The 20,196-nt window shown below is 51.1% G+C and carries 23 protein-coding genes and 1 other annotated feature (1 of these 24 running past the window's edge); of the genes, 18 read left to right on the top strand and 5 right to left on the bottom strand.

Annotated elements, in window-relative coordinates; all coding sequences use genetic code 11:
* The first annotated feature begins 4 nt into the window (after positions 1-4).
* The 9 genes from ACFO5U_RS11940 (at position 5) to ACFO5U_RS11900 (ending at position 7,920) form a co-directional block, all read left to right on the top strand.
* The gene (locus ACFO5U_RS11940; RefSeq protein ID WP_377279291.1) at positions 5-1,609 is read left to right on the top strand and encodes a gamma-glutamyltransferase family protein; all 1,605 of its coding nucleotides are present in this window, start codon (positions 5-7) and stop codon (positions 1,607-1,609) included.
* Between the two features lie 32 nt (positions 1,610-1,641).
* A complete protein-coding gene (locus ACFO5U_RS11935) occupies positions 1,642-2,172 on the top strand; it encodes a chromate transporter (protein ID WP_377279499.1) in 531 nt (176 codons plus the stop codon).
* Positions 2,169-2,702: a chromate transporter gene (locus ACFO5U_RS11930; protein ID WP_377279290.1), complete on the top strand. Its 534-nt coding sequence runs from the start codon at positions 2,169-2,171 to the stop codon at positions 2,700-2,702. The genes ACFO5U_RS11935 and ACFO5U_RS11930 overlap by 4 nt, the downstream gene beginning before the upstream one ends.
* Positions 2,703-2,719: 17 nt before the next feature.
* Entirely contained in the window at positions 2,720-3,691 is a 972-nt protein-coding gene (locus ACFO5U_RS11925) for a Bug family tripartite tricarboxylate transporter substrate binding protein (protein ID WP_377279289.1), read from the top strand.
* 98 nt (positions 3,692-3,789) lie between these two features.
* The gene (locus tag ACFO5U_RS11920; RefSeq protein WP_377279288.1) at positions 3,790-4,272 is read left to right on the top strand and encodes a tripartite tricarboxylate transporter TctB family protein; all 483 of its coding nucleotides are present in this window, start codon (positions 3,790-3,792) and stop codon (positions 4,270-4,272) included.
* A 27-nt stretch (positions 4,273-4,299) separates the two neighbouring features.
* The gene (locus ACFO5U_RS11915; protein ID WP_377279287.1) at positions 4,300-5,823 is read left to right on the top strand and encodes a tripartite tricarboxylate transporter permease; all 1,524 of its coding nucleotides are present in this window, start codon (positions 4,300-4,302) and stop codon (positions 5,821-5,823) included.
* 127 nt (positions 5,824-5,950) lie between these two features.
* Complete coding sequence (locus ACFO5U_RS11910; protein WP_377279286.1) at positions 5,951-6,628, top strand: FusB/FusC family EF-G-binding protein; 678 nt, start codon at positions 5,951-5,953, stop codon at positions 6,626-6,628.
* Positions 6,625-6,927, top strand: a complete 303-nt coding sequence (locus ACFO5U_RS11905; protein ID WP_377279285.1) for a hypothetical protein — start codon at positions 6,625-6,627, stop codon at positions 6,925-6,927. Before ACFO5U_RS11910 ends, ACFO5U_RS11905 begins: the two co-directional genes overlap by 4 nt.
* A gap of 102 nt (positions 6,928-7,029) precedes the next feature.
* Positions 7,030-7,920: a fumarylacetoacetate hydrolase family protein gene (locus ACFO5U_RS11900; RefSeq protein WP_377279284.1), complete on the top strand. Its 891-nt coding sequence runs from the start codon at positions 7,030-7,032 to the stop codon at positions 7,918-7,920.
* Between the two features lie 41 nt (positions 7,921-7,961).
* Here the strand turns inward: ACFO5U_RS11900 and ACFO5U_RS11895 are convergent, their stop codons facing one another.
* Positions 7,962-8,711, bottom strand: a complete 750-nt coding sequence (locus ACFO5U_RS11895) for an SDR family NAD(P)-dependent oxidoreductase (protein WP_377279283.1) — start codon at positions 8,709-8,711, stop codon at positions 7,962-7,964.
* A gap of 218 nt (positions 8,712-8,929) precedes the next feature.
* Between ACFO5U_RS11895 and ACFO5U_RS11890 the strand changes: the two genes are divergently transcribed.
* Positions 8,930-10,141, top strand: coding sequence for a Y-family DNA polymerase (locus ACFO5U_RS11890; protein WP_377279498.1), 1,212 nt, complete (start codon positions 8,930-8,932; stop codon positions 10,139-10,141).
* A 272-nt stretch (positions 10,142-10,413) separates the two neighbouring features.
* Here the strand turns inward: ACFO5U_RS11890 and ACFO5U_RS11885 are convergent, their stop codons facing one another.
* A complete protein-coding gene (locus ACFO5U_RS11885) occupies positions 10,414-11,589 on the bottom strand; it encodes an FAD/NAD(P)-binding protein (RefSeq protein WP_377279282.1) in 1,176 nt (391 codons plus the stop codon).
* A gap of 291 nt (positions 11,590-11,880) precedes the next feature.
* Between ACFO5U_RS11885 and ACFO5U_RS11880 the strand changes: the two genes are divergently transcribed.
* From ACFO5U_RS11880 to ACFO5U_RS11865, 4 genes are read left to right on the top strand one after another with little or no spacing between them, the layout of a single operon-like run.
* Positions 11,881-12,993 (top strand): GTP-binding protein, encoded by a 1,113-nt coding sequence (locus ACFO5U_RS11880; RefSeq protein ID WP_377279281.1) that lies wholly within the window; start codon positions 11,881-11,883, stop codon positions 12,991-12,993.
* Between the two features lie 19 nt (positions 12,994-13,012).
* The gene (gene rpmG / locus ACFO5U_RS11875) at positions 13,013-13,162 is read left to right on the top strand and encodes a 50S ribosomal protein L33 (protein WP_377279280.1); all 150 of its coding nucleotides are present in this window, start codon (positions 13,013-13,015) and stop codon (positions 13,160-13,162) included.
* A 39-nt stretch (positions 13,163-13,201) separates the two neighbouring features.
* Positions 13,202-13,471, top strand: coding sequence for a 30S ribosomal protein S14 (rpsN, locus tag ACFO5U_RS11870; RefSeq protein ID WP_377279279.1), 270 nt, complete (start codon positions 13,202-13,204; stop codon positions 13,469-13,471).
* A 25-nt stretch (positions 13,472-13,496) separates the two neighbouring features.
* Positions 13,497-13,850 carry a hypothetical protein gene (locus ACFO5U_RS11865; RefSeq protein ID WP_377279278.1) on the top strand — a complete coding sequence of 118 codons (354 nt, stop codon included), beginning with the start codon at positions 13,497-13,499 and terminating at the stop codon, positions 13,848-13,850.
* A 100-nt stretch (positions 13,851-13,950) separates the two neighbouring features.
* Here ACFO5U_RS11865 and ACFO5U_RS11860 read toward each other — a convergent pair whose 3' ends face one another.
* Both ACFO5U_RS11860 and ACFO5U_RS11855 read right to left on the bottom strand, forming a co-directional pair.
* Positions 13,951-15,177: an MFS transporter gene (locus tag ACFO5U_RS11860; RefSeq protein WP_377279277.1), complete on the bottom strand. Its 1,227-nt coding sequence runs from the start codon at positions 15,175-15,177 to the stop codon at positions 13,951-13,953.
* Entirely contained in the window at positions 15,174-15,848 is a 675-nt protein-coding gene (locus ACFO5U_RS11855) for an ArsR/SmtB family transcription factor (protein WP_377279276.1), read from the bottom strand. The genes ACFO5U_RS11860 and ACFO5U_RS11855 overlap by 4 nt, the downstream gene beginning before the upstream one ends.
* 196 nt (positions 15,849-16,044) lie before the next feature.
* On the opposite strand from ACFO5U_RS11855, the gene ACFO5U_RS11850 reads away from it, so the two are divergent.
* The 4 genes from ACFO5U_RS11850 to aldA all read left to right on the top strand — a co-directional run bounded on the left by ACFO5U_RS11850 (position 16,045) and on the right by aldA (position 18,829).
* On the top strand, positions 16,045-16,269 hold the full coding sequence (locus tag ACFO5U_RS11850; RefSeq protein ID WP_377279275.1) for a hypothetical protein: 225 nt from the start codon (positions 16,045-16,047) through the stop codon (positions 16,267-16,269).
* Positions 16,270-16,300: 31 nt separating this feature from the next.
* Positions 16,301-16,543 carry a hypothetical protein gene (locus tag ACFO5U_RS11845; protein WP_377279274.1) on the top strand — a complete coding sequence of 81 codons (243 nt, stop codon included), beginning with the start codon at positions 16,301-16,303 and terminating at the stop codon, positions 16,541-16,543.
* A gap of 45 nt (positions 16,544-16,588) precedes the next feature.
* Entirely contained in the window at positions 16,589-17,287 is a 699-nt protein-coding gene (locus ACFO5U_RS11840; protein WP_377279273.1) for a Type 1 glutamine amidotransferase-like domain-containing protein, read from the top strand.
* A 99-nt stretch (positions 17,288-17,386) separates the two neighbouring features.
* Positions 17,387-18,829: an aldehyde dehydrogenase gene (gene aldA / locus ACFO5U_RS11835; RefSeq protein ID WP_377279272.1), complete on the top strand. Its 1,443-nt coding sequence runs from the start codon at positions 17,387-17,389 to the stop codon at positions 18,827-18,829.
* 47 nt (positions 18,830-18,876) lie between these two features.
* On the opposite strand, the gene tyrS is transcribed toward aldA, so the two are convergent.
* Positions 18,877-20,091, bottom strand: coding sequence for a tyrosine--tRNA ligase (gene tyrS, locus ACFO5U_RS11830; RefSeq protein WP_377279271.1), 1,215 nt, complete (start codon positions 20,089-20,091; stop codon positions 18,877-18,879).
* Positions 20,092-20,170: 79 nt separating this feature from the next.
* Positions 20,171-20,196, bottom strand: a binding site (T-box leader) (it continues 216 nt past the right edge of the window).

The following is a 20,196-nucleotide window of genomic DNA, read 5'->3' as shown; positions in this document are numbered from 1 at the left end:
TTACTTGGATTACTTGAATCATCCGCACCAAGGAAAGCGCCATACCGTATTCGGAAAAAAAGGCATGGTGGCAACCTCACAGCCACTCGCAGCACAGACAGGACTTGAGATTTTGAAAAAAGGCGGCAACGCCATTGATGCAGCAATTGCAACGGCGGCCACATTGACAGTCGTCGAGCCGACCTCAAATGGCATCGGCGGCGATGCGTTCGCGCTCGTTTGGGTCAAAGGAGAGCTTCACGGATTGAACGCATCCGGGCCGTCACCGCAAAGCTTGACGATCGAAGCAGTGAAAGCAAAAGGCCATGATAAAATGCCGACGCACGGATTGGTGCCGATCACAGTACCCGGCGTTCCTGCGGCATGGGCGGAATTGTCCAAGCGCTTCGGCAAATTGTCGCTCGCAGAAACATTGGCGCCGGCGATCCAATACGCAGAAGAAGGCTATCCGCTGACGCCAATCCTCGGCAAGTTCTGGAAAAAAGCCTATAACAACTTCAAAAAGACGTTCACTGATAAAGAATTTGAAGCCTGGTTCGAAACCTTCGCACCGGATGGCCGCGCGCCGGAAATCGGCGAAATGTGGAAATCCCCGGGCCACGCGGATACGCTGCGCAAAATCGGCGATACCGATGCAAAAGCTTTTTACGAAGGCGAACTGGCAGATAAAATCGATAGTTTCATGACCGAGCACGGCGGCTTCTTGAAAAAAGAAGACCTTGCAGCGTACAAGCCGGAATGGGTAAAGCCGATCTCGACCAGCTATAAAGGCCACGAAGTATGGGAAATCCCGCCGAACGGGCAAGGCATGGTCGCCCAAATGGCGCTTAATATCTTTAAGCAACTGGACGAGCCCATATGGCAAAACGCCGATACGTATCATCAGCAAATCGAAGCGATGAAATTAGCCTTTACAGACGGCCAAGCGTTCATCACCGAACAACAAGACATGCCGGTAACGGCCGAGCATTTATTGTCCGATGACTATGCGGCGAGCCGCGCCAAAGAAATCGGCGACGAAGCACTTGACCCGCAAGCGTATGAACTGCCAAAAGGCGGTACGATCTATTTGGCGGCAGCTGACGAAGAAGGCAATATGATTTCTTATATACAAAGTAATTACATGGGCTTTGGCTCAGGCATCGTCATTCCGGAAACGGGCATCAGCCTGCAAAACCGGGGAGCGGATTTCTCGCTCGATGAAAATCATCCGAACGTGTTAAAGCCAGGCAAGCGCACATTCCATACGATCATTCCGGGCTTTTTGACTAAAGGCAATGAAGCAGTCGGGCCATTTGGCGTTATGGGCGGCTATATGCAGCCTCAAGGCCATTTCCAAGTGGTCACCAACACGCTCGATTATCTGCTCAACCCGCAGGCGGCGCTTGATATGCCGCGTTGGCAGTGGATGGGCGGCAAAAAAATCACTGTCGAAGCAGAATTCCCGAACTACCTCGCACAGCAGCTGCAGCGCAAAGGGCATGACATCGAAGTGATGGCCGATAGCGGCGTGTTCGGGCGCGGACAGATCATCTGGCGCGATCCGAAAACAGGGGTGCTTGCAGGAGGCACGGAATCCCGGACTGATGGGGCCATTGCTGTTTGGTAAAAGAACCAGCCGTCAAATCGATTGACCTCACGATGGCGTTCTTCCGCGCTGGCATGCTCGGCTTCGGTGGCGGCCCGGCAGTTATTCCCATCATGCAACGCGACGTGGTAGATCGCTTCGGCTGGATGACGGATGAAGATTACGGCGACACGATCGCACTCGCGAATACAATGCCCGGTCCGATTGCGACTAAGCTCGCAGGCTATATCGGCTATCGTGTGGCGGGATTGCGCGGCTGTTTGATTGCACTTGCTGCATCGATTCTGCCAACGGTCGTGATGATGATTCTGCTGCTCGGTTTATTGCAGAATTACAAAGACTTGCCGTGGGTGGCGAATATGTCGAATGCGGTCGTTCCAGTCGTCGCCGTCATGCTCGGCGTCTTGACGTGGAACTTCGTCCAGCAATCCGAAACGGCGCTCGGGTGGAGCCGTGCAATTCTATTGATCGTCTTATCGATTATCCTGCTTGAAGTGCTCGGCATACACCCGGCGTTTCTCATCGCCGGCTTGATTCTTCTGGTCCTCGTGCCATTCATTAAAAGGACGGTGAGCAGAAAATGATTTACTGGCAGATTTTCCTGGCATTTTTCATATCCGGTATGCTCGGCTATGGCGGCGGACCGGCATCGATCCCGCTAATTCAAAAGGAAGTCGTCGACCGCTATGGCTGGATGGATACACAGGAGTTCAGTGAAGTGCTGGCGCTCGGCAATGCTTTGCCAGGGCCGATCGCGACCAAGATGGCCGGCTATATCGGCTACACCGAAGGCGGGCCCCTTGGGGCGGCGGTGGCGCTGTTCGGCGCTGTTGCTCCATCATTAATTTTGATGATTGGGCTTATGGCCATTCTCTTTAAATACAAAGATTCACGTGAAGTAAAAAATATTTCTAAAGTTGTCAAACCTGTTATTGCCGTATTGATCGGCGTCATGACGATTGAATTTATCGTAACCTCAGAGGCCGCTCTCGGCGGCGTCCAAACGGCGATCCTCATGATCGTCAGCTACTTGATGCTGGAAAAGTGGAAGCTTCACCCGGCACTGGTCATCGGGCTTGCCCTGTTATACGGTGCCCTTACCGGAATCTCATAAAAAAAGGAGAATGCAATATGAAACGAAACAACTTGAAAACAATGGCTCTCGCTACTGGAGTCTCAGCAATCGCATTCGGCCTTGCAGCTTGTTCAGGAGAAGATAGCGGCGCGTCCGTCGAGAACTACCCGGAACGCGAAGTGGAAATGATCATTCCTTGGGCACCTGGTGGCGGCAGTGATATCGAAGGCCGTCTCGTTGCAGAACATGTAGGGACTCATTTTGACGAATCCTTTGTTGTCATCAATGCACCTGGTGTCGGCGGCACCGTCGGCTTGGAGGATTTGATGGAAAGAGAAGCGGATGGTTATAGCATCGGCCAAGTCCACGAAGGATTGTTAGTGGCGCATCATACTGATATCACATCAATCAACTTCGATGACTTTGCACCGATTGCAGCAATGTCTGCATCTGACCAAATCCTTGCGGTATCGAACAACCTTGATATCGATACACTAGAAGAATTTGTGGAATACGGCAAAACCAATGAAGTCCGATTTGGCGGCACGGTCGCTGGCATTCCGCGCGTTTGGGTCGAACAGCTCGGCCGTGCACTTGAAATTGAATACAATTTGGTCGGTTACGAAGGCTTGACAGAAGCGATTCAAGCACTTGCGGGCGGCCATATCGACGCAGCGATTGTCGATTATTCATCCGCCAATGAATTTGTGGAAGCAGGCCATATGAAATTCCTTGCAATCGGCACCTCGGAACGCATCGAGCGCTTGCCGGATGTTCCGACATTTGTAGAAAGCGGCTACGATATGACGATGAGCTTAAATCGCGGCTATGTCGCTCCAGCAGATACTGACCCGGCAATCATCGAAAAATTGGCTGCTTCATTTGAAGAAGCTGCAAACGACCCGGCATATATCGAAGCGGTACAAAATGTTGGAACTGAAGTCGATTTCATGGGCCCGGAAGATTACCGTACCCACCTTGAAGAGCAGGACGCCATCATCAGCGAAATCGTTCAAGACCTGGAATAGGACATGGACTAAGCGGATTTCAAAAGCAGAAAGCCAAGGGGTCTGAATGGACCCCTTTTGCGTTTCATCTTAAGTCCGTTAAGAAGGGGAGGAACAATATGGGGGAAATATTGATAGGTCTCGCATTAATTGCGCTTGGATTGGTAATTTACTTTCAATCGACCGATTTTCCGGCGCTCAATGAAGTGCATCTCGATGCCGGCTCCTTTCCGCAGCTCGTTGCTGTACTATTGATTTTGTTGTCGCTTCTACTGATCATCAAAAAGGGGCTGGAGCTTTTACGTTCAAAATCAACTGGGCCGCGGCCATCCGCAAGCGAGAAGTTTCGTGAGTTTTACGTGGAATACAGGCTAGTCATCCTGACTTTGGCTGTTTTCCTCTTGTATATATTCAGTATGCAATTCATTGGTTTTGTCGTGTCGACAATCATCTTCATCATCTTTACGGGCTTGTTGGTCGGATCGCGCGCCAAAAAAGATATAATCGTCATCACGATCGTCTCTGTTGCGATTACGCTCGGAACTTATTTCTTCTTCGAGAATGTCCTGAATGTCCGATTCCCATCCGGAATCTTCTTTTAACCTCACACCGAAAGGAGGTCTTTCTAAATGATGGACTTGTTTATCCTAGGAATTGCTGAAGTGTTTCAATGGCGGATCTTGTTGATTATTTTGGTAGGAGTGATCGTCGGCATCCTGGCCGGCTTGATCCCAGGCTTTACAGTCGCGATGGCAATTGTTTTGACGCTCCCGCTGACATTTGGAATGGATCCCGTGTCGGGTGTTGCGGCCATGGTCGGGGTTTTCGTCGGAGGCATGTCCGGTGGCTTGATCACAGCAGCGTTGCTCGGAATCCCAGGTACGCCGTCATCTATCGCCACCACATTCGACGCTTACCCGATGGCGCAAAATGGAGAACCGGGTAAAGCGCTGTCGATCGGGATTTGGGCATCTTTTCTGAGTTCGATCATCAGTTTCATCTTGCTCGTCTCGATTGCACCGCAAATTTCCAGATTTGCGCTGATGATGGGGCCGTGGGAAATGTTTTCACTCATCGTCGTCTCCTTGACAATCATCGCCAGTGTGACAGGCAACTCCATCGTTAAAGGCTTGATCGCCGGCTTGTTCGGCATCTTGATTGCAACGGTCGGAGCCGATCCAATTTCCGGTATTTCGCGCTTCTCTTTCGATTTGCAAACCTTGCGGGCGGGCATACCTTTCCTCGTCGTTCTTATCGGGATGTTCGCGATTTCGCGATTGCTCGTTTCACTCGAGCGCAAAGAAATGGACAAAGATGACGCCAAGCGCGCCGAAGAGAAATTAAAAGATGTCCAGTTCGTGTTGCGTCCGATTCAAACGATGCTCATCGTATTGAAAAGGCCGGGAACGCTGTTCGGTTCTTCTGCAATCGGTGCCATCATCGGTGCGATTCCAGGCGCGGGCGGCAGTATCGCCAACATCGTCGCTTATGACCAAGCCAAAAAATGGTCAAAAAATCCGGAGAAATTCGGCACTGGCTGTGAAGAAGGCGTCATCGCATCAGAAGCGGGCAACAACTCGACTGTAGGGGGAGACTTGATCCCTACAGTGGCACTAGGCATCCCGGGTTCTGCCGTCACGGCGGTACTGCTTTCTGCATTGATGGTACATGGCATAACGCCAGGGCCCTTGCTTATCGTCAATGAACCGAATGTTGTCGGCGGGATTTTCTTCGCCTTTCTTGTCGCTTCTTTCTGGATGCTCATTACGCAGTTTCTCGGCATGCGCTATTTCATGAAAGTGACGCAAGTGCCGGTTCAAGTACTCGTTCCGGTCATTCTCGTGTTATGTGTGGTTGGCACATTCGTATTGAACAACCGGTTTACTGACTTGTATATTTTAATCGTCATGGGATTCATCGGCTATTTGTTCACCAAATACGATTTCTCGCTGGCACCTGCGATTATTGGCGTCATTCTTGGGCCGATTGCGGAAGTCAATTTGCGCCGTGCGGTTATGGCTGATCCCGATTGGACGCTGTTCTTGACGCGTCCCATCTCGTTGACATTTCTCGTCCTCGCCGTCCTGTCGATCCTGTTCACAGTGTGGCAGAATTATCGGACCAACCATCGCTTAAAGAAAAATATGCGTTGACTAAAAAACCAGCCAATTGTGGAATCCCGCTTGGTTGGTTTTTTGAATGGGCCATAATGGAAACGACCGTATAGATGAAGTATGATGAATAGACAACAACCAGAACCTGAAAAGGAGATGGAGAGCGATGACCATCACAAAAGAATCGACAGGCCGGACAAATGTCACGGGTCAACCCGATGCATTTATTCGCAACCATCAATATAACTTCATTAAAGAACAGGCATTAAATCTCGTGACGGCGCACGCAATGGCGAATGATGCAGAAGTGCTGAGCGTATTGCGCCATTTGAGCCACGAGAAGGTGTTCGCGCTGTTCCCGGCGTTGACGGAAGAGCAGAAGCAAATATTGCGCCCGTTGACTTCGGTGAAAGACACTGACGATGCGGAAGGGTTTCTCGCGGGTCTGCGCCCCCACTTGATTCCATTTCGGGCGGTTACCAACGACAGCTTGAAACGGCTGTTCCCGAAAGTCAAACGACTCAAGGGGCCGAACGTGCCGTCAATTGATTTTTACTCTTTGTCTTACCTCGCCTGGCAGGAAAACACTAACCGCTTTTTGGTCGCTGAACGCAACGGCCGCCTGCAGGCAGTGAGCGGCCAGTTCGGTGCAAGCCGCAAACAAGGCATCTGCATGATTTGCCATAAACACGGCACGGTCGGGCTGTTTACGGCGAAGACCAAAGCGGGCGCCGACAATTATATCAAGCACGGCCAGTATATTTGTGCCGATGAATCGCTATGCAACAGCCGTCTTACATCACTAGAACGCCTGGAACAGTTTCTGGACCGATTGGAACGATGATGATAGAGGGCACAGATTGGATCTGGGCAATCGGCTTGGTATTGGGCGGTGCGGCAGCTGCTTATTTGCTGCTGAACGAATGCGTTAAAGCGGTGGAGGTGCGTATAGAGCATATGATGAAACGAATCGAACAAATAGAAGCTGAGGCAGGCTATGAAGAGCCTGCCATCAACGATGAGTTGCGCCGGTTGATCGCCGAAGGGCAGGAGATTCGTGCGGTTAAGGCGGCGCGCGTCGCATTCGGTTATTCGCTCCTTGAAGCAAAACATTATATCGATGGATTAAAAGAAAATAGTTGAAAAGTGCAGGCATTCCCGAGTGGAATGCCTGCTTTTTTTATTCATACAGCAGGTTTTTAAGGAAGAGAACTCGAAATAAACGGGAAAGGAAGGGGAGATAGTATGCGCCTCGCAACAATCCGTTGGAATGGCACAGAAGAAGCGGCGCTTGTTATGGCAAATGGTTTTTTGCCGCTGCGCAAGTTAAACGAACATACTGCTGAAAACTGGCCGACCGACTTGTTTACTTTGATCGAAACGGGGGAACTCGAACTGTTGAAAAGATGGCTGAGGGAAGAATTTGAACGCATGCCGGAAGGAGCGCTCGAAGAATCGATCATGCCGTTTGCTGATGCGGATTACGCGCCTTTATACAGGCACCCGCGGAAAATCTGGGGCATCGGACTCAACTACGCCGAGCATGCTGCGGATTTGAAGGAAGTGTCCCCGGACACGGAGCCGGCGAGTTTCCTGAAACCGGATACGACGATCATCGGGCCGGAAGATGTCATCAAGCTGCCGAAACAGTCTGAGCGCGTCACCGCAGAAGCGGAACTCGGCATCATCATCGGCCAAAAATGCAAAAATGTATCACCGGAAGATGCTTTTGATGTGGTGGCGGGTTTTACGACCATTATCGACATGACTGCGGAAGACATTCTAGAGAAAAATCCGCGCTATTTGACGCGTGCCAAAAGCTTCGATACGTTTTTCAGCTTCGGGCCGGAATTGCTGACGCCGGATGAGGTGGAAGGGGTGCTCGAATTGACCGTAGCCACCGTCAAAAATAGCGAGGTCCAGCGGAAAAACAGCGTGTCGAACATGACGTTCCGGCCGCGGGATCTCATCGCGTTTCACTCAGAAGTCATGACGCTTTTGCCGGGAGACATCATTTCCACCGGTACACCGGGTGCCGTCGTCATCCGTGATGGTGATGTGGTGGAATGCCGGATCGACGGTTTCAAAACTTTATACAATCCGGTCGAAGATTTGAAAGTTCCGGGTCGTGAATAAATAAAAGACGGACAACCACACTGGTGGTTGCCCGTCTTTTGTTATAAGGCGGCCATGCCGCCATCAACGCGGTATTGTGTACCGCTGATAAACGTACTTTCATCCGATGCCAAAAACAGCACCAAGTTGGAAATGTCCTCAGATTCGGCGTAGCGGCCGAGTGGAATCGTTTTCGATAAAGTTTTTTCGGTCGTGCCGAGTCCTTCCTCGAGCGAGCGCATCATGCGTGAATTGACGGGAGACGGATGGACCGAATTGACGCGGACTTGATGGCGCGCACTTTCGTAAGCCGCGGCTTTCGTCAAACCGACGACCGCATGCTTTGATGTGATGTACGGGCTGACGTTCGGCGAACCGCTAAGGCCGGATACCGACGACATATTGATAACGCTGCCCGAGCCTTGTTGGTACATGACCGGCAGCACATGCTTTAATCCCAGGAACACGCCGCGCACATTGATGGCGATGACTTGATCGAAATCTTCGACTGTCTGTTTGGTGAGCGGAGAGACCTTGCCTTCGATGCCGGCGTTATTGAAGAACACATCGATTGTGCCGAATGCTTCAACGGCTTTATCGACATAGTTTTTCACGTCATCTTCTTTAGACACGTCCGCTTGGACCGTCACGACTTCGCCGCCGAGTTGTTGCTTAGCGGACTTGAGTGCGTCTTCTGATACGTCAACAATCACCACTTTCGCGCCTTCTTCCATGAAACGCTTGGCGGTCACTTTGCCAATTTCTCCCGCGCCTCCTGTAATGACCGCTACTTTTCCTTCAAGTCTTGTCATTGTGTTATTCCTCCTCTAAGGCAATGAGTTAATTCCCACATTTTCCATTTTACCGATAACTCTTTAGGATTCAAAACATTCTGTTTATTTTAAGCGGATCTTTCTTTTGCCTCTTGCTGCTTTTCCTCTTTTACAGTAAAATAAGAACAAACGTTCTGTATAGGGGTGGCGTCGTGGAAAAGTCAGCAGAAAGAAAGCGGTATATCGCCTGTATTGATATGCGTAGCTTTTACGCCAGCTGTTCGGCAGTGGAACTCGGCCTCGATCCGATGGAAGCGTGCATTGCCATCGTCGGCAATCAAGAGCGCAAAGGCAGCGTCGTGTTGGCCGCATCACCGCAAATGAAAAAGCGTTTCGGCGTTAAAACCGGCACGCGGCTGTTTGAAATTCCGGATCATCCGGATATTTTGCTGATCGAGCCGAAAATGCAATTTTATTTGGAGATTTCGATGGCCATCACCGACTTGTTCGCCCAATATGTCCCGAAAGAAGATATTCACGTCTACAGCGTCGATGAAAGTTTTATCGATTTGACCGGCATCCTCCATATTTACGGAACGCCGGAAAAAGCGGCAATCGACATGCAGGATTCGATCATGAGCCAGTTCGGCCTGCCGTCAGCGGTCGGCATCGGGCCGAATATGTTGATGGCCAAGCTGGCGCTGGACTTGGAAGGCAAGAAAAAAGGCCTTGCGCATTGGACGATGAAAGATGTGCCGCGGAAATTATGGCCGGTTTCACCGCTCAGCAAAATGTGGGGCATCGGCAGCAAAATGGAGCGTAACCTGAATAATATGGGAATCTTCACAGTCGGCGATTTGGCGCGTGCAGACCTCAAGAATTTGGAAGATCGTTTCGGTATCATGGGCCATCAATTGTATCAGCACGCCCGCGGCATCGATTACTCGGAACTCGGTTCGCTGATCATCGAAGGGCAGAAAAGCTTCGGCAAAGGCCAGATCCTCTACCGCGACTATGAAACGCGGGGGGACATCCTGACGATTGTGCTCGAGATGTGCGAAGACGTCGCCATGCGCGCGCGGGAAGCGCGCATGGCGGGGCGCACGATTCATCTCGGTATGAGCTACAGTAAAAATGCATATGGCGGCGGCTTTTCGCGCTCCCGCTCGATTGACGAAGCGACGAACGACACGTTAAAGATTTACGAAGTATGCAAAGAGCTGTTCCGCGAATTTTACCTCGGCAAGCCGGTGCGCCAAATTTCGCTGTCAATCACCAATTTGGAAGACGAAATTTCCATGCAGCTGAGCCTGTTCGAAGCGGACAAATGGCAAAGGCGCCGGCTTGGCGCAGCGATGGACGCCATCAAGCGCAAGCACGGCCCAACCGCAATCTACCGCGGCGTGTCGGGCACCGAAGCAGGCACGGCACTCGATCGGACCAAGCTGATCGGCGGCCATAAGAAATGAAATGTAAAAAGACCTGCCACTCGGCAGGTCTTTTGCCAGAGTGTTGAATAAGTCTAGACTCTTCTATGAATTTTTATCAAAAAAAGATTCTTCTTTGCACAAAAACAGATTGGAATCTTTAAGTGTCTGCAGAAAGTTAGGCTCGACCCTAACCGGAGCAGTGAAGCGGCTGAGGCCGTGCCCGCGGAAAGCGTCCGGCTGGAGCGAAACGCCAAAAAGCTGACGAGGTTTCTCGACAGCCACAGTAAAAGACCTGCCACTCGGCAGGTCTTTTACTGTGCAGCGACAATGCGCGAAGCTGCTTCGCGCGCACCGGAAATATTGCGTGAGATCGGGCCGACTTCAAGTTCTGCAAGAGGCCCCATCACATAGAGTCCCGGCCCCCATTGCAAAGTATGCGAAACGACAGGATAACCACAGTCGGCACACGGCAAACGCTGTTCTTCGATAATGGGCGACAGCCATTCGCGCCCTGGAAGCTGCGGCTGAAAGCCAGTCGCTAAAATGACGGTGCCGGTTTGTTGGAGCAAGCCGCCGTGTTCATTATAGAGCGCGGTTGTGCCGTGTTGATGATCGGCTTTGTGCACATGGCCGTCAGCGACCAGTCCGGGAAATTGACGGAGCTGGTTGCGCATTTTAACATTCAAGTCTGGCGGGATGGAACCTTTTCTGCGCGCCCGGACAATCATTTCCCGTCGACGTGTGTAAGACCGTGTCTTGCGGAAAGCGTGCTGGTATTTCGGCCCGAGCCATCCCGGGTCGCTGTCGAAATCGTGGACGCGGAATGGGTGGCGTTTCAGGAGTGTAACTTGTCCGGGAAACAGCTTGTGCAGCTTCAACGTTAAATGGACCGCGGTAATGCCACCGCCGATAACAGTGAACGGCGCTTGCGATAAATCGAACTCCGGCAGCTCTCGGTCGAACACATGGTACACCGAACCGGGGGAATGGGTTCGCAATTGCTGTGCCCAATCAGGCCAGTGCAATTGTTCGCCGGCACCGATGGCAAGGACGATATTTGTCCCGGTAATCCGTGTGCCATCCTCCAACTGGACATGCCATCCGTTTTCTATTCGATTGATCGACGCTACGCGACCTTGGATCCAGCTCCGGCGAATGTCCTGCTCGCGGGCAAGATGCTCGCAATGTTCACGGAACAGCGAGAGGGAAGGGCGCTTTAATCTGCCGAAAAACGATGCGTCTTCACTGAAAGGGCTATTTTTGGCGTGATTGGTCAACGAAAAGGGCTCGACGTCGAGGTGATGGACAAAAGGAGATCGCAAAAAAGGCATGGAAATGGTTTCCGTGCAGCGTTTCCAATCCGCTAATGGCTCTTCGTGCGGGTCGATGATCGCTATTTCTTCAGCTGTGACTGCTTTTTGTTTTCGCAAGAAATTCGCAAGCGTCATTCCTTGAATGCCGCCGCCGATAATAATCCACGTATGCATACGGGCATCGGCTCCTTCCTATAAAAAGTAATGAACAGTATAACTTTCGGTTTACAAATAGTAATCGTTACGCTTTAATTAAAAACAGCATACATGCTCCAGCGATAAAAGACAAGAGCGATCCTGTTGGTACTGGTCCGCTCAAGCACAATAAGCGGCTACGGCGTTGCTAAGTTTACAGCTTGCCAGAAAGGATTCGAAAAAATCCTTGCACAATCAGGTAAAGCCCGTTATTATATAAAACGTAATCGTTACGATTTAATGGACAGAAACATAAGGGAGTTTTATAGAATGGATAAACGAATCCCCATTACGGTGTTGAGCGGCTATTTGGGCGCAGGCAAGACGACGCTGTTGAATTATATTTTAACGAACCGCGAAGGCTTGAAAGTGGCGGTCATCGTCAACGACATGAGCGAAGTGAACATCGACAGTGCGCTCGTCCAAAACGGCGGGTTTTCCCGAACGGAAGAAAAATTGGTCGAAATGCAAAACGGCTGCATCTGCTGCACGCTGCGTGAAGACTTGATCGTCGAAGTTGAAAAGTTAGTGAGGCAGGGCGACATCGACTATATCGTCATTGAATCGTCTGGCATCAGTGAGCCGGTGCCGGTCGCGCAGACATTCAGCTATATGGACGACACGCTCGGCGTCGATTTGTCCGCGTTATGCCGCCTCGATACGATGGTGACGGTCGTCGACGGCCATGGCTTCTGGCGCGATTTCGCGTCCGGCGAAACGCTGCTCGACCGAAAAGAAGGCGCGACAGAAGAGGACGAACGCGAAATTTCAGATTTGCTCATTGATCAGATTGAATTCGCAGACGTTATTCTGTTAAACAAAACCGATCAGCTGGCACCGGACAAAGCCGATGAATTAGTGGGCGTGCTCAAAGCGCTGAACCCGTCAGCGAACATTCTCCGCACTGAGCATTCCCAAGTGGCGCTTAGTGAGGTCCTCAACACGGGCCGCTTTGATTTCGAGCAGGCGAGCCAAGGGGCCGGCTGGATCAAGGAACTGAACGAAGAACATGTACCGGAAACGGAAGAATACGGCATCGCGTCGTTCGTCTACCGCAGTCAAACGCCGTTTCACCCGGAGCGTTTATTTGAATGGATCATGGACTGGCCGGTGGAAATCGTGCGCGCCAAAGGATTCTTGCGCATCGCGACGCGTGATTCGGTCGCGACATTATTGTCGCAGGCAGGACCGTCGGCGAGCTTAGAGACGGCAGGCGCATGGGAATCGGACAGCGTGAAAATGACCGAGCTTGTGCTGATTGGTATCACTATGGACCAACAAGCGCTGACGCAGTCACTGGATAACTGCCTGCTTACGGCACAAGAACTGGCACAGGACTGGAGCCAACTTCCTGACCCGCTGCCCGCTACACACATCATTTAATAAATAGGAGGAAACCAATATGAGAGTAAACATCACACTAGCGTGCACAGAATCAGGAGAGCGCAATTACACAACAACGAAAAATAAACGCAACAACCCAGAGCGCATCGAATTGAAGAAATACTGCCCGCGTTTGAAAAAAGTGACATTGCACCGCGAAACGAAGTAATCATCCGGAAAATAGAGCATAATGGAGAGGAGCCTACTAATGGCCAAAAAATCAAAAGTCGCACGCGACAAAAAACAACGTGAAATGGTGGCGCGCTATGCGGATCTACGCAAAGAATTGAAAGCGCAAGGCGATCACGCGGCATTGGCAAAACTGCCGAAAGATTCATCACCGACACGCTTGAAGAACCGCTGTGAAGTAACCGGACGGCCGCGCGGATTTATGCGCAAATTCGGCATGTCCCGCATCGCATTCCGCGATCTTGCACATAAAGGACAAATTCCAGGCGTCAAAAAATCAAGCTGGTAAATCGATAGCGTAGAGGAGTGGGGTTATGAATGACGGCATGATCGCCTACATGTTGAAATGTGAAGTGACAAAGCTTTCAGGCGAGCAGCGGGAACTGTACCGCTTTATTACCGAGCTGGAAGATGCTTTGGCTGAACAGGCAGAAACAGTGGAAGAATTTCGCCGCTTGCTCGCCCTCCACTCGCCATTCGAGCAAGCAGCTTACCGCTTTAACCTTTCGTTCGGGGAAGTTTCCAGCTTGATGCAAAAAATCGAAGCGGAACTCGGCGACAAAATCAAAGCCCGCTGCGAACGCGCAAAATGGCTCGACTATACCGATTGCCTCGTCGGAGAATCTGGCCAGGCGGACAAGCAGGTATTCTTGTTCTTAAATGAATGAAAATCTGTAAAAAATAAATAAAGAGCCGGCAGGGAATTTCCTTGCCGGCTCTTTATTTTGTTGAAATGGCCGAAACCTCATCTTGCGCAAACTGCCTTAGTCAGGCAGTCTTCCCAGGAAGTGTTTCCTTCATCCGAACAGCTGCCATCACCCCGGCGAGAAGCGGCAACACCGCTACCAGCCCGATCGCCCATTCGACATTGATGACATCTGTCAAAATTCCGGCGAACAAGGCACCGAATGCATAGCCGCTGTCGCGGAATGAACGGTAGACGCCCATTGAAGAAGCACGCCAGGACGGTGCCGCGACGTCACTGATGGTTGCCTGTAAAGTCGGATAGACCATCGCCGTTCCGAGCCCGAGCAAAATCGATGCCAAAATCCACAAGCTGTATTGGTCAACCACTAGCAAAAGCCACAGCGAAGCAGCCTGCAGCCACATGCCGCCGGCGATCAGCCATTTTCGGCCCCAGCGGTCGCTCAAGGCTCCGGTGAACAATTGGAAAAAGCCCCACGCGGCCGGATACAAGGCGACGAGCAAACCGATTTCCGGAACGCTTAATCCGACGCCGATGAAAAACAATGGAAACAAGCCCCATGCCATGCCGTCTTTCAAATTGGTGGAAAGACCGGCAAATGTCGCTGTCGACAGTGTCGGGTTTTTGAATGCCGTCAGCTTGAATACTTCACCCGCCGATAAAGCCGTATCTTGTGCGCTGGACTTAGCCTGAAGTTTCAAATGCTCCCCGGTATCGCGCACGAGAAACGACAGTGCGAGCCCGATGACAACGACCGCGAGCCCGATATAAAACGGCTCGGGCCGGTTGGAGAAAGTCGCCGCGACATACCCGGACAAAGCCGCCATGACAGCAACGCCAGTGTATCCGGCAAATTCGTTGAGGCCGACCGCGAGCCCGCGTTGTGTCGGTTTTGCGAGGTCGATTTTCATATTAACGGTCATCGACCAGGCGAGGCCTTGGTTGATGCCGAGGAAAATATTGGCGACGACAATCATCCACCAGGCGTCGGCGAAAATGACGAGAAGCGGCACGAACAGCCCGGCGCTCCAGCCGATGATCAGCACTTTCTTGCGGCCGAGCCGGTCGGCGATAGCACCGGCGAAATAATTGACGATCGCTTTCGAGAATCCGAAGCTGATGATGAATGACAAAGCGGCGCTTGCTGATGCGAGCCCGAATTCTTCCTCACCGATGATCGGCAAAACAGTCCGTTCGAGACCGACCATCGAACCAACGAAAAAGTTCGTCAAGACGAGCAGCATAAATTGCAGTAAATTTTCCTTAATGCCGAACTTTACCGGTTTCATTCCGCATCCTCCTGCTCAGCTGAAACCATTTCCCGGGAAATAGAATCAGCCGGCCCTTCATCCAAGCGGTAGCCATCAAATCCATGGCCGCAAAGCAGCCGCACCGCATCGCTTGCGAACAGGCAGTAAGCACCGCGGCAATAAGCGATGATTTTCTTAGCGCCAGGGAGCTGCGGAATGTATTGTTCGAGTTCAGCAAGCGGAATCGATAAAGCGCCTGGCAGATGGCGGCTGTCGAACTCATCTTGTGCCCTTACATCGATCAAAATGGCGCGCCCGTTCCGTAACTCTTCACACGCCTCTTGTGCAGAGATGACCGGAACCGAACCGCCATCTGTTGTTTCTTGTGCGCGGACATCGGTGACATCCGGAAAACGGCGTTCAGCGAGCCGCTTGGTCATTTGCAACAAGCCGGCTATTTCGGAATCGGCCAATTCGTAATAATGATGATTTTTCACTTTGGATGAGATGACAAGCCGCGCATCGCGCAATGCCTGCAGATGCTGTGAAGTATTCGCCACCGACATCTGCGTCTCAATAGCGAGCCGTTCGACTGTTTTCGGTCCCTGCGCCAAATAATCGAGCAGCTCGAAACGCCGCGGGCTCGATAAGGCTTTACTGATTTTGGTGAAATGTCCATAGGCAAAATTTTTGAATTCCCGTGCTTCCATTCGAGTCACCCCTAATCTATTCAATAGATTTCTTGAATAGGTAAAGTGTAATCGAGAGAAGCGTAGACTGTAAAGAATGAAAGCTTGAAATGGCAGTGTAGCGGCCACCGGTTTTGGCTGAATATGAAACTTTCGGTGTGCCAAAGCGTAAACCAATTAAAGAAATACTGACGGCCGACTTAAGAGGAGGGACGATATGAGCATTCTTGCTACTTTTTTCATGGTTGCTGTAATAAGCCGGATGATTTACCGCATCGCCAAAAAGAAATCGATGCCTTATATTCCGCATACGCCGTACGATGACATCACCTCAGGACGCAACAGCGACGACTGGACTTCAGAGCATTTTCAGGAAGACACCAAGCATCACATCCAATATGAAGAGCGAACGGAAATGGACTGGCCGACTGACAGGGACTAATGTTTGGAATAGCGCAGGCAGGATGAAGACTATGGCGAACTGCACAAGTTGCGGACGCGATTGGAAAGCAACAGACATTTGGAAGCTCGGCGTGGCAAAAGACGGAAAAAACTGCCCGCACTGCCGAACCGAACAATATCCGTCATTTAAAGACGAGAGCTTTTTTGTGGGTCTCGGATATGTAAGCTGTCTGGCCGCCATATTGTTGATTGTGCGGGTTCTGTATTACGTGCGTTTAAATGCGCGCAAGGAAGATGCAATGGGAATGAAATAAGTTCAGCCCTTACATGATTGATCAAACTCCGAAAGGAACAATGCCATGAAACAGATTATCGCACTTGGCGGAGGAGGCTTCTCGATGGAGCCTGACAACCCCTTACTCGATTTATACATATTGGAACAATCGCCGAAAGAGACGCCGAAAATCTGCTTTATCCCGACCGCGAGCGGGGACGCGGACAGTTACATCGCGCGATTTTATGAATGCTTTGAACAGCACGACTGCGTACCGACACATCTGTCTTTGTTCAAACCGCCAGCGGAAGATCTGGAGCGCTTTGTGCTGGCGCAAGACATTCTGTATGTCGGCGGAGGCAACACGAAAAACTTGCTGGCGCTTTGGAAGGAATGGGGATTGGATACTATTATCGAAAAAGCATGGAACCAAGGAAATGTCTTGGCCGGCATCAGCGCAGGATCGATCTGCTGGTTCGAACAAGGCCTCACCGATTCATTCGGAGACCAGCTTCAGCCACTGGACTGCCTCGGGTTTCTGACAGGCAGCAATTGCCCTCATTATGATGGTGAAGCAAATAGAAGGCCGACGTATCGTGAGCTTTTGGCAGAGGGCAAAATCAAACCGGGCATCGCCGCGGATGACGGCGTGGCACTTCATTTTATAGGCCAGGACTTGCACAGCGCTGTCAGTTCACGCCCTCATGCTAAAGCTTACCGTGTAGGCGAGGGATATGAACATGAATTAGAAACCCGGTTTTTAGGAAAGCGTGATACCGTGTAAAAGTTTAAGCCGTGTCTAAGCATGTTAGTGCAGAAGGCCAAGTTTACCGATAACTGTAAAGGGAAAAATCTACTAATTGGAAAATTAGGAGGAGATCTTTTGCAAACTCACCAAATGTACGTAAATGGCGAATATATAGCATCCACTGGAGACGAATGGATCGATATCATCAACCCGGCAACGGAACAAGTGATTTCCAAAATTCCTAAAGGGACGGAACAAGACGTCGATAAAGCAGTAGAAGCGGCGCATCAAGCTCAACAGGCATGGGAATTGACGCCGAATATCGAACGCGGGAAAATCGTCCGCAAACTGGGCGATAAGATCGCTGAAAACCGCGACAAATTTATCGACTTATTGCAGGAAGAGCAAGGGAAGGACTATGAACTGGCAAGCGGCGAAGTCGATTTGGCCATTGATTACTTCCATTATATGTCCGAGTGGGCAAGAAGAATCGAAGGGGAAATTGTCCCAAGCGACCGTCCAAATGAAAACATCTTGGTCTACAAAAAGCCGATCGGTGTGGTAGCCGGTATTATCCCGTGGAACTTCCCGGTGTTTATTTTGGCACGAAAAGTCGCGACAGCGCTCGTCACAGGCTGCACGATCGTCATCAAACCGAGCCAGCAGACACCTAATACTGCAATGGAATTCACCAAAATCGTCGATGCTATGGAAGAAATCCCAGCAGGCGTCTACAATGTCGTCACCGGAACCGGCTCTGAAATCGGCAATGCGCTGGCTTCGCACACAAAAGTACAAATGATCACCATGACAGGAAGCTTGCCGGCGGGAACGAAAGTGATGGAAGCTGCGGCGAAAAACATCACTAAAGTCAATTTGGAACTGGGCGGCAAAGCCCCAGCCATCGTCACCCAGCATGCCGACCTGGACTTGGCCGCACAAGCCATTACCACGTCAAGGCTCGCAAACGGCGGCCAGGCGTGTACGAATGCCGAGCGCCTTTACGTACACGAAAGCGTAGCGGAAGAGTTCACTCAAAAACTCATTGAAGCGTTTGAAGCGACCAAGCTTGGCAACCCGAGAGAAGATAAAGAGGCAGATATGGGCCCGCTGATCAGCCAGGACCGTTTGGAAACGGTCGAAGGCATGGTCAAAGATGCCGTTGCACAAGGGGCGACCGTTGCGACCGGCGGAGAGCGTCCGGGCTTTGATGCCGGTTTCTTCTACAAGCCGACCATCTTGACGAATGTCTCCCATGATTCCGACATTATGCGTGAAGAGATTTTCGGGCCGGTGCTACCGATGACCACTTATAGCACAATCGAAGAAGCAATTGAAATGGCCAACGACACCGTCTATGGCTTGTCTTCTTCCATCTATACAGACGACCTGAACGAAGCAATGCGCGTCGTCAATGAAATGAAGTTCGGCGAAACCTACGTCAACCGCGAAAACTTCGAAGCGGTGCAAGGCTATCACGCCGGCATGCGCCAATCTGGCCTCGGCGGGGCAGACGGCAAGCATGGCATGGAAGACTATTTAGCCACTCAAGTTGTTTATATGCAATATAAAAAATAACAAAAAAGGCGCAGAAACGGGGATCGTTTCTGCGCCTTTGTTATTGCTTATTTTTCAAACCGCACGAAGCGCTTTTTGCCGATTTGCAGGACATCGCCGTTATGGACAACAGTGTCGAGTTCATCGCGTGTCAGTTTTTCGCCGTTAAACGACACCCCGTCCTGTTCAATCAGACGGCCAAATTCGCTTTTGCTGCGGACGAATCCCGATGCCACCAATTGCGGGAGGAGTTCTTCGATGTGTTCCTTGCCGATTTCCACCACTAGCGACGGGATGTTTTCCGGAATTTCACGCTTTTGAAAAGCGGTCTCGAAGTATACTCTCGCCTCTTTCATCGCTTCTTCGCCATGGTAGAGATCGGTGATGATTTCCGCCAGCTCCAGTTTGATGTTGCGTGGATTTTCGCCGTCTTCCAGGCGATCAAGGATCCTTTCAATTGCCAACGGATGTTCGTCGGTCGTCAGTTCGAAGTATTTGAAGACGAGCGGATCCGGGACTTCCATCACTTTTTTGAACATGATTTCGGGTGCTTCGCTGATGCCGATGTAATTGCCGAGGCTTTTGCTCATCTTCTCTACGCCGTCAAGGCCTTCTAGCAGCGGCATGAAGATGGCGACTTGCTTTTCCTGGCCCATATGCTTTTGGAGCGTGCGGCCCATGAGGATGTTGAAAGTTTGGTCCGTGCCGCCGATTTCAATGTCCGCCTCGAGCTCGACCGAATCGTAAGCTTGCATGAGCGGGTAAAAAAACTCGTGGATGCCGATTGGCGACTGGCTTTGGTAGCGGTTTTGGAAATCGTCGCGCTCAAGCATACGCGCGACCGATGTGCTCGCAGCGAGCTTCAAGACTTCCTCAAAGTTAAGCTTTGATAGCCATTCACTATTGAAGCGCACCTTCGTTTTCGTTTCGTCGAGCACTTTGAAAATCTGTTCACAGTAAGTTTCCGCGTTTTTCCTGACGGCTTCGTCGCTGAGCGCAGTCCGGCCTTTTGCCTTGCCGGAAGGGTCACCGATGCGCCCGGTGAAATCACCGATCAAAATGATCGCTTCGTGGCCGAGGTCTTGAAGTTGTTTGATCTTGCGCAACACGACCGTATGCCCAAGGTGGATGTCCGGTGCGGATGGGTCGAGTCCGAGCTTGATGGTCAGCGGGCGCTGTTCGTTGTAAGAGCGCTCGAGCTTGTCGAGCAATTCGCCTTCTTCGATGATTTCGGCGGCTCCTTTTTCGATGATTTTCAGTTGTTCAGCTGGTGTGAGTCGCATGCTAACATCTCCTTGTCTTTGGAATAGTCATATCGCAAAATCTATAAGAATACAAAAAAGCGCCCTCTAGGGAAAAACCCTAAAGGACGCAGATATGCGTGTTAC

Source organism: Planococcus dechangensis (assembly GCF_042654465.1).
In the GTDB taxonomy this organism is placed as follows: Bacteria; Bacillota; Bacilli; order Bacillales_A; family Planococcaceae; genus Planococcus; species Planococcus dechangensis.
The sequence above is the reverse complement of the archived record's forward strand: the minus strand, read 5'-3'. Positions and strand labels throughout refer to the sequence as shown.